Raw genomic sequence first — 13,772 nt, 5'->3', positions numbered from 1 at the left:
TTACGCTATAAAACAACTTAAATGTGTGTTTAGCCCTTGCGTCAATCGACTGCCGCAACCCGTACAGAGGTATACATAATGCGCCTGATCCCGTTGAAATCTGCCAGCCAAGTGGGTCTCTGGTCTGCCCGTTACATCGTTGACCGTATCAATGCGTTCAAGCCGACAAGCGATCGCCCCTTTGTACTGGGCCTGCCCACGGGCGGCACCCCGCTGACCACTTACAAGCGCTTGATTGAACTGCATAAAGCAGGCGAAGTGAGCTTCCAGCACGTGGTCACCTTCAACATGGACGAGTACGTGGGTCTACCGGCCGAACACCCGGAGAGCTACCACAGCTTCATGTACAACAACTTCTTCAATCACGTAGACATTCGCCCGGAAAACATCAATATCCTGAACGGCAACGCCGAGGATCTGGTGGCAGAGTGCAAGCGCTACGAGGACAAGATCAAGTCCTACGGCAAGATCAACCTGTTCATGGGCGGCGTCGGCAACGACGGCCACATCGCCTTCAACGAGCCGGCCTCTTCCCTCTCCTCCCGCACCCGGGTCAAGACCCTGACCGAAGACACCCGCATCGCCAACTCCCGCTTCTTCGGTGGCGACATGGAGCAGGTGCCCAAGCTGGCCCTGACCGTGGGCGTGGGCACCCTGATGGATGCGGAAGAGATCATGATCCTGGTCACCGGCCACGCCAAGGCGCTGGCCCTGCAGGCCGCGGTGGAAGGCTGCGTCAACCACATGTGGACCATCTCCACCCTGCAACTGCATCCGAAAGGCATGATGGTGTGCGACGAGCCCTCCACCATGGAACTGAAGGTCAAGACGGTGCGTTACTTCCAACAACTGGAAGCCGCCAACATCAACCGTCTGTAAGGAGTCGCCATGTACGCACTCACTAATTGCACCATTTACACCGGCAGCTGCGTGCTGACCGGCCACGGCGTACTGATCGAGGGCGACAAGATTGTCGCCATCGTGCCCCGGGCCGAGCTACCCGCCGAGGTGCCGCAACATGATCTGCACGGCGCCAACCTGAGCGCCGGCTTCATCGACGTGCAGCTCAACGGCTGTGGCGGCGTCATGTTCAACGGTCACATCACCACAGAGACCCTGGCCATCATGCAGGCGGCCAACCTCAAGTCCGGTACTACCAGCTTCCTGCCGACCCTGATCACCAGTCCCGATGCGGACATGAAGCAAGCGGTAGCGGTGACCCGTGACTACATGGCCGCCCACCCCAACGAGGTGCTCGGTGTCCATCTGGAAGGGCCTTACACCAATCTCAAGCGCAAGGGTATCCACCCGGCGGATCAAATCCGTCAGCCCGCCGACGAGATGATCGACTTCTTCTGCGCCAACGGCGATGCCATCGCCAAGATCACCCTGGCGCCGGAGCGCAACAAGCCGGAGCACATCCGCCGCCTGGTCGAGGCCGGGATTTTGGTCTCCGCCGGTCACACGGCCGCCAACTATGACCAGGCCATGGCCGGGTTTGACAACGGCATGCGCTTTGCGACCCACCTCTACAACGCCATGACCCCAACCGTGAACGGTCGCGAGCCCGGCGTGGTCGGCGCCATCTATGACCGCAAGGACGTGTATGCGGGCATCATAGTCGACGGCCATCACGTCCACTGGGCCAACGTACGCCTTGCCCACAAGATGCTGGGGGAGAAACTAGTGCTGGTCACCGATGCCACCGCCGCCGCGGGTGCACCGGAAGGCTTTGAGAAGTTTGATTTTTGTGGCGCAACCGTCTATTTGCGTGATGGTCAGTGCGTCGATGAGAATGGTACACTCGGCGGCTCCGCCCTCACCATGATTGAGGGGGTGGCGAATCTGGTCAAACAGGTCGGATTACCGCTCGATGAAGCACTGAGAATGGCCACCCTTTACCCCGCGCGCGCCATTGGATGGGACTCACGTCTCGGTAGTATCCAGGTCGGAAAAATTGCCAACCTCACCGTCTTTGATCAGGCCTTCACGGTCTGCGGGACTGTGGTTAACGGACACTACACACAACAGTGACACTATGACTGGCGGACAAATAGCAAACGTAGATCTTATCAAGCAGGTAAACAGTGCGGTCGTCTATCGGCTCATTGACCTGCAAGGGCCCATCTCACGGGTCAAAATTGCCGAGTTGAGTCAGCTGGCCCCGGCCAGCGTGACCAAGATCACCCGGCAACTGATCGAGCATGGGCTGATCAGGGAGACCTCGCCGCAAGCCTCTACCGGCGGGCGACGCGCCATCTCCCTGACCACCATCAAGCATCGCTTTCAGTTTGTCTCTGCCAAGCTTGGCCGCGGCTACCTGCAGCTGAGTCTCTATGATCTCGACGGCAAGGAGCTCGATCAACACATCACCCAGGTGAGCGAGATCGAGCAGCAGCCCGTGGTCGACATGCTGCTGCGGGAGATTGGCGCCTTCATCGACGCCAATACGGATCGCAGCCGCAACCTCATCAGCGTCGCGCTGACCATGCCGGGTCTGGTCAACCCGGAATCCGGCATGGTCATCTATACCCCGACCTACCAGATCCGCAACCTGGCGCTCGCCAAGCTGCTGGAGCACCACTTCAACCTGCCCTGCTACGTGGGCAACGACACCCGTTCATTGGCGCTGGCCGAACACTTCTTCGGCGAGTCCCGCGATTGCATGGATTCCATCCTGGTCAGCGTGCACCAGGGGGCGGGTTCGGGCATCATCACCAAGGGCAAGGTGTTCCTCGGTCAGAACCGCAACGTCGGCGAAATCGGCCACATCCAGGTCGAACCCCTCGGCAAGCGCTGCCACTGTGGCAACTTCGGCTGCCTCGAGACCATCGCCTCCAACGAGGCCATCGTCGACAAGGTCAAGGAGCTTATCAGCCGTGGCCACCAGAGCTCGCTGCAGGAGAAGCACATCACCATCCAGGAGGTGTGCAAGGCCGCCGTGGCGGGGGATGAACTGGCTCGCAGCGTCATCGAGAACGTGGGGGAACATCTGGGCCGGGCCATCGCCATCACGGTCAACCTGTTCAACCCGCAGAAGGTGCTGATCGCCGGCGAAATCACCGCCGCCGAGGAGATCCTGATCCCGGCCATCCGTCGCTGCGTCGAGCATCAGTCCCTGCCAAGCTTCCACCGTGGCCTGCCCATCGTCAAAGCACGCTTCCAGAACCAGCCCACCATAGGTGGCTTTGCCCTGGTCAAGCGCTCCCTGCTGGAGGGCGACCTGCTGCAGATCATCATGGAGCAGAAGTAGTTCCTCCCTTCCTTACCCAATAAAAAGGCAGCCTAAGCTGCCTTTTTGCTTTTCAGCATCACTAAACATCTACCCAGTGTTGACTGGGTGGTCAAATCATCTGTTCAGGCATTAATCGATACCCTCCCCTTTAATCCCTCGGCAATAACACCGCAGCTTGGCTGATGTCATCGGCCTTGGCCCATAAGGCTGAGTGCTGATTAGGCCAACGCCCGCTGCCAACAACCGGACCTGCGAGTCATGACAGGGAGTAGTGATCGTCGGCCCTTTCTCCAATAAAAACGGCAGCCTCTTGGCTGCCATTTTTATCCATGGATAGTCGCATTGACTCAGCCCGCGCGGCACGGCTTGAACATGTCCAGCGCACCGTCATACACCTGGGTCTGCACGTCCATGATGCCCAGCATGGAGTGGAACAGGTTGTCGTGGGAGAAGCGCTTGGCGGCCGCCTCCTGGCGCAGACAATCCTGATCCAGCTTGCGATCACTTTGCAACTGGGGGGAGAACCAGGTCAAGAGCGGCACCCGAGTCTGATCGTCCGGCGCGAACTTGTAGGGAGTACCGTGCAGGTAGAGCCCCATGGCCCCCAAGGATTCCCCGTGATCCGACAGATAGACCAGGCCTACGTTGTATTGACTCTCCAGGGTCTTGAGCTTGGCAATCAGCTGGGACAGCACCTTGTCGGTATAACGGATGGTGTTGTCATAGGTGTTGACCAGCTCCTCGTTGCTGCAGTTCTCGATGTCACTGCGCGGGCAGTCCGGCAGGAAGAAACGATCGGCAGCCGGGTAGCGACGATAGTAGGTAGGCCCATGGCTGCCCATCAGGTGGAAGGCCACCACCTTGTTGCCGCTCTTCATGTCGGTGATCTGCTTGTCCAGCCCCTGCAGCAACACCTCGTCGTAGCAGGAGTCCCCCTGGCAATAGTCGGGGAACTGCTTGGGCTCAATCTCGATGGTGGGCACGTTCTTGCATACCCCCTTGCAGCCGCCGTCGTTCTCCTTCCACAGCACGGAGACGCCGGCGTGTTGCAGCACATCCAGCAGGCCGTCACGGGATTTGGCCACCGTCTCGTCGTACTCGCGGCGCGTCAGGTTCGAGAACATGCAGGGCACCGAGACCGCAGTGGCTGTGCCACAGGAGCGCACATCCTTGAAGGAGACTATGCTGGGTTCCTTCGCTGTGAAGCTGTTGGTCTGCTGCTTGTAGCCATTAAGGGAGTAGTTTTGGCTGCGCGCCGTCTCCCCCACCACCAAAAACATCAGGGTCGGTTTGTCGCTCTTGCCCACCACCTTGGCGTCGGTACCGATCGGCTCGTAAGGGATAGGGGTGGCGAACACGATGTCGCGGGCGTAGCGATAGACGCCGCGCACATAGTTGGAGGGCACTATCTCCTTGACGATGGCGTGGTTGTTGCGCCCGACCGAGGCGTAGTCCTGATAGTAGAGGGCGGCCACGCCGACCAGGAACAGCAGGGAGACGGCGATGCCACCGAGGCGCATGGCCAGCCCCTTGTACCAGGACGTCGGGTATTCAACCTTGATCCACAACAGGCAGAGCACCGGCAGCACGGCGGTCAGCAGGAACCAGATGGCCACCGAGCCGTTGAGGTAGGAGCTCGCCTCCCCGCTGTTGGTCTCTATGATGTTCTGCACCATGCCCACGTCAAAGATGACGCCGTATTTGAGCATGGCGTAGCTGGCGATGGAGCCGGTCACGATCAGCAGGATGAAGAAGGGTTTGAGCAGATACTTGAAGGTAAACGGCAGGAAGACCGCATTGAGGGCCGCCATCAGCACGAACGGAATAGAGAGGGCGAAACCCACCTTGACGTGTTCAAGGGCGCTGAGGATGCGGTAAAAATGCAGGAAAATGGGCCAGTTGAACACCAGTGCAAACAGCAGCACCAGCAACAGGTTGACCTTCATCACTCCCAGGGTGAGACGCATAACGATACTCCGACAAGCCAGTAGATCTTGAGCCCTCAGGGGGCGTTGGGCATCCCGATCACCCGTCTCTCATCCCGAGTAGACGACCAGGTGATAGGCACAGCGGCCCGGATACGTGGGAGAGCGTAGGAAGGCAAACTTAAGCGAGAATTAAGACCCGGCAAAAAAGGAGAAATATGAGTCCGAATGACAGATTGAAGACATAAAAAAACGGCAGCCCAGGGCTGCCGTTTCTGCGGTGCGCGACGAATTAGAGCAGGGCTGCTACTTCGTCGGAGATGGATCCGTTGTGATACACCTCTTGCACGTCGTCCAGGTCTTCGAGCATGTCGATGAGACGCATCAGCTTGGGCGCGGTCTCGGCGTCCAGCTCGGCTTCGGTGGAGGGGATCATGGTCACCTCGGCGTTCTCGGGCTTGAAGCCGGCGGCTTCCAGCGCGTCGAGCACGGTGCCGAAATCGTTCGGGGTGGTGTACACCTCGATGGTGCCGTCCTCTTCGCTGACCACGTCATCGGCGCCCGCTTCCAGGGCGGCGTCCATCAGGGCGTCTTCATCGGCGCCCACGAAGGTCAGTACACCCTTCTTGCTGAACAAATAGGAGACGGAGCCGTCGGTACCCAGGTTGCCACCGCTCTTGCTGAAGGCGTGACGCACTTCGGCCACGGTACGGTTACGGTTGTCGGTCAGGCACTCCACCATGACGGCGGAGCCTGCCGGGCCGTAGCCTTCGTAGACGATGGTCTCGAGCTGTTCGCCATCGGCACCACCGGCGCCACGGGCGATGGCACGGTTGATGGTGTCGCGGGTCATGTTGCCGGTCAGGGCAGCGGCCACGGCCGCGCGCAGGCGCGGGTTGTTGGCCGGATCCGCGTCCCCGATACGGGCCGAGGTGGTGATTTCACGGATCAGCTTGGTGAAGATCTTGCCGCGCTTGGCATCTTGCGCTGCCTTGCGGTGTTTGATGTTGGCCCATTTGCTGTGACCTGCCATAAAGACTCTCCGTTATACTTATAAATCAATCAGATAGTTCGAAATAAACGGGCCGCAAGTGCGACCCGTTCAGCTTATTCTGCCCCTTGCGCCTTGGCATCAGCCTTGGCGACGGTGGCGATGGCCAGCTCGCTCAGCTGAGCCTGATTGGCGAAGCTCGGGGCATCGGTCATCAGGCAGGCAGCCGCGGTGGTTTTCGGGAAGGCGATCACGTCCCGAATGTTGTCGGTGCCGGTCAGCAGCATACTCAGGCGATCCAGACCGAAGGCCAGACCGGCATGGGGCGGGGTGCCGAACTTGAGGGCATCCAGCAGGAAGCCGAACTTCAGGCGCTGCTCGTCCGGGGTGATGCCCAGGATGTCGAACACGGTGGACTGCATCTCGCTGTTGTGGATACGCACAGAGCCGCCACCCACTTCGTAGCCGTTGATCACCATGTCGTAGGCATTGGCATAGGCGCCAACCGGGTTTGCCTTCAACTCCTCAGGGCTCATCTTGCTCGGGGCGGTGAAGGGGTGGTGCATGGCCGCCAGGCCGCCCTCGCCGTCTTCCTCGAACATGGGGAAGTCGATGACCCAGAGCGGTTTCCAGACCTTCTCCACCAGACCCAGATCGCGGCCCACCTTCAGGCGCAGGGCGCCCATGGCGTCACAGACGACCTTCTTGCTGTCGGCGCCGAAGAAGATGATGTCGCCATTGGCGGCGCCGGTTCGGGCCAGGATCTCGCGCACGATGGCGTCAGACAGGAACTTGGCGACCGGGGACTGCACGCCCTCGAGGCCGTTGGCAGCCTCGTTGACCTTCATCCAGGCCAAGCCCTTGGCGCCATAGATGCCGACAAACTTGGTGTACTCGTCGATCTGCTTGCGAGACAGTTCGGCGCCGCCCGGTACCTTCAGGGCCGCCACGCGGCCTTTCGGGTCGTTGGCTGGGCCGGCGAACACGGCGAACTCGACGGAGGTCAAGAGATCTGCCACGTCCACCAGCTCCATGGGCAGGCGCAGGTCCGGCTTGTCGGAGCCGAAGCGACGCATGGCCTCGTCGAAGGTCATCACAGGGAAGTTGCCCAGATCCACGGCCAGCACGTGTTGCCACAGCTGGCGGATCATCTCTTCCATCAGCTCGCGCACTTGCGGCGCCGTCATGAAGGAGGTTTCCACGTCGATCTGGGTGAATTCAGGCTGACGGTCGGCACGCAAGTCTTCGTCGCGGAAGCACTTGACGATCTGGTAGTAGCGATCGAAGCCGGACATCATCAGCAGCTGCTTGAACAGCTGAGGGGACTGGGGCAGCGCATAGAACTTGCCCTTGTGCACCCGGCTCGGCACCAGGTAGTCACGGGCGCCTTCCGGGGTCGCCTTGGTCAGCATGGGGGTCTCGATGTCGAGGAAGCCCTGCTCGTCCATGAAGCGGCGCACGAAGGCACTGGCCTTGGCACGGGTCTTCAGGTACTTGGCCATCTCGGGACGGCGCAGATCCAGATAGCGATACTTGAGACCGATCTCTTCGCTGTTGACCTGGTTGAAGTCGAGCGGCAGCGGCTCTGAGCGGTTGATGATGGTCAGCTCGTGGCCGAACACCTCGATGGTGCCGGTGGCCATGTCGCTGTTGCGCTGGGACTCAGGGCGGCTGCGCACCACGCCGGTCACCTGGATGCAGAATTCGCCGCGCAGTTCGGAGGCCAGGGCGAAGGCGTCCGGCTTGTCCGGATCGAAGAACACTTGCACGATCCCTTCCCGGTCACGCATATCGATAAAGATCAGACCGCCGAGATCACGACGACGATGGACCCAACCGCACAATGTAATGGTCTGCCCGGCATGGGCCTCATTGACCTGTCCGCAATAGATAGAGCGCATGGACTTCTTCCTTCGAAATTGTAGAGAGACGGTTTGGGTCGCCGGGCACGACTGACAAGCACCGTCTGTCTCGCAGCTGCCAGATTCGGATTCTTGCCCGGTGTAAAATCTGTCTCATACCATCCGGCTCCCTTGAGCCGGAGTCTTGCCGCCCGTGTCCGCTCGACGGGCATCGGCCCTCTTGGGGCGAACACTCGGAGCGAGGACATCAGCACGCGGCGTTGTTTAGCCAGTTCATGGCCGTCATCATCGCCACCATAGGCACATGAGGACAGGAGTCACAACGAATTGGCAAACAAAAGGGCTGGCATTATAGAGGAAAACCCCCATTTGGGTAAAATAGCCCGCAGCCTCCTTTGCCCTGTTTTTTCTTGTCCTGGCGCAAAAAGAGGAGCAAAACAAGCCAAATCCGCAGACAGGAGCCGTTATGAGCCTCTATTTGGGTCTGCCGCAGTGGTCACATCCAGCCTGGCCCGGTCACTTGCTGGGGGTCAATGCCAGACCCGCCGATCACCTCGCCGACTATGCCCAGGTGTTCAACACGGTGGAAGGCAACACCACCTTCTACGCCTCGCCGACCCCGGAAACGGTGCGGCGCTGGGCCGAGGCGGTGCCCGCCCATTTTCGCTTCAGCTTCAAGTTCCCGCAGACCATCAGCCACCAGAGCGACTTGGTCAGCGTAGACAAGCAGGTGACGGACTTCATTCGCCTGCTCGGCCCGCTGCACGACAAGCTGGGGCTGCTCAAGTTGCAGTTGCCCGCCCGCTTCGGCCCCGCCGGCCTGGCGCGCCTCGAAGCCTTCTTCGACAGGCTGCCCGCGGATTTTCGCTACGCGCTGGAGGTCCGTCATCCCGACTTTTTCGCCAAGGGCGAGGCGGAGCGCGCCCTCAACCGGCTGCTGATGGCCCGTGGCATCAACCGCATCATGCTCGATTCCCGCCCCCTGTTCTCGGTGCCGGCGACCACGGCCGCCATGGTCGATGCCCAGGGCAAGAAGCCGAGGCTGCCGGTGCACCTGCTCGCCACCGCTCATGCCCCCGTGGTGCGCCTCATCGGCCTGCCACAGCCGGAAGACAATCACCCCTTCCTGCCAGCCTGGTTGCCCCACTGGCAGCAGTGGCTGGCGGAGGGCAAGGATCTCTACCTCTTCATCCATACCGCCGACAACGCCCAGGCCCCGACCCTGGCACGCCAGATAAGCCTGCTGCTTGGCCAAGAAATGGCGCCTTGGCCGGGGGAAAACGATCGCGCCCGCCAGGGCGTGCTGAACTTTTAACCCTCCATGAAACCCGCCATTGGCCTGCCATAAAAAAAGCCGGATTTTTGTGGCTTGGAGAGGGTCGGCGTCAAGACAAACGCCAGTCAATCCACTACACTAGCGCCCCATATAACAGGGCCGGACACAGGTTGCTTGCAACAGTGTGCAACAATCCGTGCGGCTCACCCTGAAGGGCCAGGATGATGACCCATTGCGAACGGGACAGACCCGAAGGATGTCAAGGTCTGCCAGCCGTCCGTGAAGCGGTGACGACGCCCAATCTATGGGGGTCCAGCCAAGATTCAATTGAACAAAACAGTCGGTTTGTGCACCGGCTGTCAGGTTGCGCCAGCATGCATACCAAAGACCAGATTTTTGCCGCCCCCATCGCCCGCTTGGGGGATTTCTGCTTTGACGAACAAGTCGTCGATGTCTTCCCCGACATGATCCAACGATCCGTGCCGGGCTACAGCAACATCATCTCCGCCATCGGCATGATGGCCGCCCGTTACGCCCAGCCAGACAGCCGTCTGTACGATCTCGGCTGCTCCCTCGGTGCCGCCACCCAGGCCATGCGCCGCCACGTGACCCAGCCGGGCTGCGCCATCACGGCGGTCGATCTCTCCCACCCCATGATAGAGCGGGCCCGCGCCCACCTGTCCGGCTTCAAGTCGGAAGTGCCGGTGGAGCTCATCGAAGCGGACATCTGTGACATCGAGATCGAGAACGCCTCCGTGGTGGTGCTCAACTTCACCCTGCAGTTCGTCGAGCCCGAGAAACGCGCCGCCCTCATCCAGCGCATCCATGATGGCCTGCGTCCGGGCGGCATCCTGATCCTGAGCGAAAAGTTCCGCTTCGAGGATGCCCAGGTCAATGAGCTGCTCATCGATCTGCACCTGGATTTCAAGCGCGCCAACGGGTACAGCGAGCTGGAAATCAGCCAGAAGCGCAATGCGCTGGAGAACGTGATGCGCACCGACAGCCTGCCGGTACACCAGGCGCGTTTGGCGCAAGCCGGCTTCGTCCATCAGGATCTCTGGTTCCAGTGCTTCAACTTCGGATCCATGATTGCCATCAAAGCCAGTGACGCCCGCTAAGCCATGATCGATTTCGCTAATTTTTATCAACTGATCGCCAAGAACCGGCTGAGCCACTGGCTGCATACCCTGCCCGCCCAGCTGCACGCCTGGCAACACGACAACCTGCACGGCGATCTGCCGCGCTGGAACCGAGCCCTCAACAAGTTGCCCCACATAAACCCCGGTCACATAGATCTGCGTGATCGAGTCGAGATAGGGGATGACAACAGCCTCAGTGAAGGGGAGCGCAAGAAGACCGAGAGCCTGCTGCGCCAGTTCATGCCCTGGCGCAAGGGGCCCTTCCACGTCCACGGCATCCACATCGACACCGAGTGGCGATCCGACTGGAAGTGGCAGCGTGTTCTGCCGCACATCAGCCCACTAGCAGGTCGTTATGTGCTGGATGTGGGCTGTGGCAGTGGATATCACCTGTGGCGCATGGTCGGCGCCGGCGCGAAACTCGCGGTCGGCATCGACCCCAGCCCCTTATTCCTGTGCCAGTTCGAGGCCATCCGCCACTTCGCCGGAGGCGATCAGCGGGCTCACCTGCTGCCGCTCGGCATCCAGGAACTGCCCGAGCTGCGCGCCTTTGACACCGTCTTCTCCATGGGGGTGCTCTATCACCGCAAGTCCCCCATCGAGCATATCGAACAGCTGCGCAACCAGCTCAAGGACGATGGCGAGCTGGTGCTGGAAACCCTGGTCATCGACGGCGGCGTCAATGACGTGCTGGTGCCCACGGATCGCTACGGCAAGATGCGCAACGTCTGGTTCATCCCCTCAAGCGCGGCGCTCAAACTCTGGGTCGAGCGCTGTGGCTTCAAGGACGTGCGGATCGTGGACGAGAATATGACCAGTACCGACGAACAGCGTCGTACCGACTGGATGGTGAATGAATCCCTGAGTGACTACCTGGATCCCGACGATCCGGCACTCACGGTCGAAGGATACCCGGCACCCAAACGTGCCGTACTGATCGCCAGGAAGGCCAAAGACTAGCCGATGGCGCCTGCGGAAGTTACACTGACCCAATTCCAGGAAGCACAGTTAAATGAATGACATGAAAAGCAAATTAAAAGGAATGACCCTGCTCTCCCTGCTCAGTCTCGGCGGGTGTGTCAGTATGGAGAAAGCGCCCCCGGTCCCAACCCTGACGCTGGCCGAACTTCGCAACGAGATAAGCCTCAGCGAACAACGTCTGCAAACATCCATGGAACAGCAACAGAAGCAGTATGTGCAGCAACAGCACCTGCTGGTTCAGCTCAACACCGATGTCACCAACATGAAAGAGTCCGTGAAGAAAGTTGACAGCAAGCTGGCCACCCTGCCGCCAGAGCCGCCCAAGGCCATGCCCATTCCGACCGAGAAGTGCCCGGCCCCGAGCCAGGGTCACACCGTCGATGGCAAGCTGCTGGTGGGTGAAGCCGAGTGGATCTGGGTCGATGCCGCCAATGACGCCTTCCAGGCGCGGGTCGATACCGGTGCGACCACCTCCTCCATCAGCGCCCAGGAGATCACCATCTTCGAGCGCAACGGCAAGAACTGGGTGCGCTTCTTCCTGAGCCACCAAGAGATGGACGACAAGATCCAGATTGAAGCGCCCTTGGTGCGGCACGTGCGGGTGCGTCAGGCCTCCGCCGACGATCTCGACCGTCGCCCCGTGGTACGCCTCGCGGTGCGCATCGGCGACATGACAGAGAAAGCCGAATTTACCCTGAAAGACCGCAGCGACATGACCTTCCCGGTGCTGCTGGGCCGTGAGTTCCTCAAAGACATCGCCGTGGTCGATGTGGCCCGCGAATATATCCAACCAAAACCCAAGCTCAAGGATGTAAAATAATCCATGGTTTCCCGTAAGCCGTTCTATCTGCTGGTCGCCCTGCTGTACATTGTCGGCCTGGGAATGACGTTTTATCACCATGTCGCACTGGACGTGCCGCTCACACCTGGTGAAAAACGTCAGATCTGGTCTATCGAAGCCAAGCTGGAATTCGAGGCGACCGGCGATCCCGTCATCGCCTCCCTGGCCATCCCGGGCACCCAGCCCGGTTTCACCCTGATGAACGAGAACGCCGCGAGCCCGGGCTACGGTCTGTCATTCGTCGAGAAAGACGGGGATGCCCGCGCCGAGTGGTCCATCCGCACCGCGACCGGTCGCCAGGAGCTCTACTACCGGGTCGACATGATGGCCGATGCCCATGCCAAGCCCGCCGCCAATCCGCAGCCGCCTGCCATCGAGAAGCAGATCGAGAGTGAGCCTTACGCCACCGCGATGAAGCAGATCCTGGAACGTGCCCAGGAGCGCTCCGCCGACGGCTACACCCTGACCCGCGAGATCATCAAGGAGATCGAGAAGCAGGAGCAGAATGCCGAGCTGCTGAAGTCTCACAAGAGCCGCGCCAACCTCATCGCCGAGCTGCTCAACAACGCCGAAGTCCCGGCCCGGGTGGTGCATGCCCTGAACATGGAAGATGGCCGCCGTCGCCAGGAGCTGGTGGACTATCTGCAGGTGTTCAACAGCCCGACCGACTACAAGCTGTTCAACCCGCAAACCGGCGAGCAGGGCCAACCGGCCAACCTGCTGCTGTGGGAATACAACTCGGGTGCCCTGCTGGACGTGACCGGCGGCCATAACTCCCGCGTGACCTTCTCGATGATCGAGCAGGAGCAACCGGTGAACGTGGCGCTGGCGCAGAAGTTCGAAAAATCCGAGATGATGAACTTCTCCATCCACAGCCTGCCGCTGGAAGAGCAAGCCCTGTTCAAGGGTCTGCTGCTGATCCCCATCGGCGTGCTGATGGTGGTGTTCCTGCGGGTACTGGTGGGGATCAAGACCTCGGGCACCTTCATGCCTGTGCTGATCGCGGTCGCCTTCATCCAGACTTCCCTCATCACGGGTCTCATCGGCTTCCTGCTGATCGTCGGCACCGGCCTCATCATTCGTTCTTACCTGTCGCGGCTCAACCTGCTATTGGTCGCCCGAATATCGGCGATCATCATCATGGTGATCTCGATGATCGGCATCTTCTCGGCGCTGGCCTTCAAGCTGGGTCTGACCGACGGCATGAAGATCACCTTCTTCCCGATGATCATCCTCTCCTGGACCATAGAGCGGATGTCCATTCTGTGGGAAGAAGAGGGTCCCAAAGAGGTGGTGCGCCAGGGCGGCGGCTCCCTGCTGGTGGCGGTCATCGCCTACCTGGCCATGGATAACGAGCTGATCCGTCACCTGACCTTCAACTTCCTCGGCCTGCAGCTGGTGCTGATGGCGACCGTGCTGCTGATGGGTAACTACACCGGCTACAAGCTGAGCGAGCTCAAGCGCTTCAAGCCGCTGGTGAACGAGATGAAGTCCGGCAGTACCCCGGGTAAGGACAAGTAAC

General features: G+C 60.4%; 11 protein-coding genes. 8 read left to right on the top strand and 3 right to left on the bottom strand.

From position 1 onward, the window contains the following. The first annotated feature begins 78 nt into the window (after positions 1–78). The 3 genes from nagB to nagC are packed head-to-tail and all read left to right on the top strand — an operon-like array spanning position 79 to position 3,253. A complete protein-coding gene (nagB, locus tag CUC44_RS13435; RefSeq protein WP_100860438.1) occupies positions 79–879 on the top strand; it encodes a glucosamine-6-phosphate deaminase in 801 nt (266 codons plus the stop codon). A 9-nt stretch (positions 880–888) separates the two neighbouring features. Then, a complete protein-coding gene (gene nagA / locus CUC44_RS13430; protein WP_100860437.1) occupies positions 889–2,034 on the top strand; it encodes an N-acetylglucosamine-6-phosphate deacetylase in 1,146 nt (381 codons plus the stop codon). Positions 2,035–2,038: 4 nt separating this feature from the next. Next, complete coding sequence (gene nagC / locus CUC44_RS13425) at positions 2,039–3,253, top strand: DNA-binding transcriptional regulator NagC (protein ID WP_167388901.1); 1,215 nt, start codon at positions 2,039–2,041, stop codon at positions 3,251–3,253. Between the two features lie 329 nt (positions 3,254–3,582). Here the strand turns inward: nagC and CUC44_RS13420 are convergent, their stop codons facing one another. From CUC44_RS13420 to aspS, 3 genes are all read right to left on the bottom strand, one after another. Beyond that, the gene (locus CUC44_RS13420; RefSeq protein ID WP_100860435.1) at positions 3,583–5,202 is read right to left on the bottom strand and encodes a phosphoethanolamine transferase; all 1,620 of its coding nucleotides are present in this window, start codon (positions 5,200–5,202) and stop codon (positions 3,583–3,585) included. A gap of 250 nt (positions 5,203–5,452) precedes the next feature. After that, positions 5,453–6,193 carry a YebC/PmpR family DNA-binding transcriptional regulator gene (locus CUC44_RS13415; protein ID WP_100860434.1) on the bottom strand — a complete coding sequence of 247 codons (741 nt, stop codon included), beginning with the start codon at positions 6,191–6,193 and terminating at the stop codon, positions 5,453–5,455. Positions 6,194–6,267: 74 nt separating this feature from the next. Further along, positions 6,268–8,052, bottom strand: coding sequence for an aspartate--tRNA ligase (gene aspS / locus CUC44_RS13410; RefSeq protein ID WP_100860470.1), 1,785 nt, complete (start codon positions 8,050–8,052; stop codon positions 6,268–6,270). A gap of 427 nt (positions 8,053–8,479) precedes the next feature. On the opposite strand from aspS, the gene CUC44_RS13400 reads away from it, so the two are divergent. From CUC44_RS13400 to CUC44_RS13380, 5 genes are all read left to right on the top strand, one after another. Further along, a complete protein-coding gene (locus CUC44_RS13400) occupies positions 8,480–9,328 on the top strand; it encodes a DUF72 domain-containing protein (RefSeq protein ID WP_100860433.1) in 849 nt (282 codons plus the stop codon). A gap of 335 nt (positions 9,329–9,663) precedes the next feature. Further along, entirely contained in the window at positions 9,664–10,407 is a 744-nt protein-coding gene (gene cmoA / locus CUC44_RS13395) for a carboxy-S-adenosyl-L-methionine synthase CmoA (RefSeq protein ID WP_100860432.1), read from the top strand. Positions 10,408–10,410: 3 nt separating this feature from the next. Then, on the top strand, positions 10,411–11,388 hold the full coding sequence (gene cmoB / locus CUC44_RS13390) for a tRNA 5-methoxyuridine(34)/uridine 5-oxyacetic acid(34) synthase CmoB (protein WP_100860431.1): 978 nt from the start codon (positions 10,411–10,413) through the stop codon (positions 11,386–11,388). Between the two features lie 52 nt (positions 11,389–11,440). Further along, positions 11,441–12,229, top strand: coding sequence for an ATP-dependent zinc protease family protein (locus CUC44_RS13385; protein WP_167388900.1), 789 nt, complete (start codon positions 11,441–11,443; stop codon positions 12,227–12,229). A gap of 3 nt (positions 12,230–12,232) precedes the next feature. After that, positions 12,233–13,771 carry an inactive transglutaminase family protein gene (locus CUC44_RS13380; protein WP_100860430.1) on the top strand — a complete coding sequence of 513 codons (1,539 nt, stop codon included), beginning with the start codon at positions 12,233–12,235 and terminating at the stop codon, positions 13,769–13,771. Position 13,772 lies beyond the last annotated feature (1 nt).

This window comes from Aeromonas lusitana (assembly GCF_002812985.1).
GTDB lineage: Bacteria > Pseudomonadota > Gammaproteobacteria > Enterobacterales > Aeromonadaceae > Aeromonas > Aeromonas lusitana.
This window is presented reverse-complemented; position numbering and strand designations above follow the sequence as displayed.

Bases quoted from the DNA above. Each gene is read 5' to 3' on its own strand.
- nagB (WP_100860438.1), top strand. From the start codon at position 79: ATGCGCCTGATCCCGTTGAAATCTGCCAGCCAAGTGGGTCTCTGGTCT.
- nagA (WP_100860437.1), top strand. From the start codon at position 889: ATGTACGCACTCACTAATTGCACCATTTACACCGGCAGCTGCGTGCTG.
- nagC (WP_167388901.1), top strand. From the start codon at position 2,039: ATGACTGGCGGACAAATAGCAAACGTAGATCTTATCAAGCAGGTAAAC.
- CUC44_RS13420 (WP_100860435.1), bottom strand. From the start codon at position 5,202: ATGCGTCTCACCCTGGGAGTGATGAAGGTCAACCTGTTGCTGGTGCTG.
- CUC44_RS13415 (WP_100860434.1), bottom strand. From the start codon at position 6,193: ATGGCAGGTCACAGCAAATGGGCCAACATCAAACACCGCAAGGCAGCG.
- aspS (WP_100860470.1), bottom strand. From the start codon at position 8,052: ATGCGCTCTATCTATTGCGGACAGGTCAATGAGGCCCATGCCGGGCAG.
- CUC44_RS13400 (WP_100860433.1), top strand. From the start codon at position 8,480: ATGAGCCTCTATTTGGGTCTGCCGCAGTGGTCACATCCAGCCTGGCCC.
- cmoA (WP_100860432.1), top strand. From the start codon at position 9,664: ATGCATACCAAAGACCAGATTTTTGCCGCCCCCATCGCCCGCTTGGGG.
- cmoB (WP_100860431.1), top strand. From the start codon at position 10,411: ATGATCGATTTCGCTAATTTTTATCAACTGATCGCCAAGAACCGGCTG.
- CUC44_RS13385 (WP_167388900.1), top strand. From the start codon at position 11,441: ATGAATGACATGAAAAGCAAATTAAAAGGAATGACCCTGCTCTCCCTG.
- CUC44_RS13380 (WP_100860430.1), top strand. From the start codon at position 12,233: ATGGTTTCCCGTAAGCCGTTCTATCTGCTGGTCGCCCTGCTGTACATT.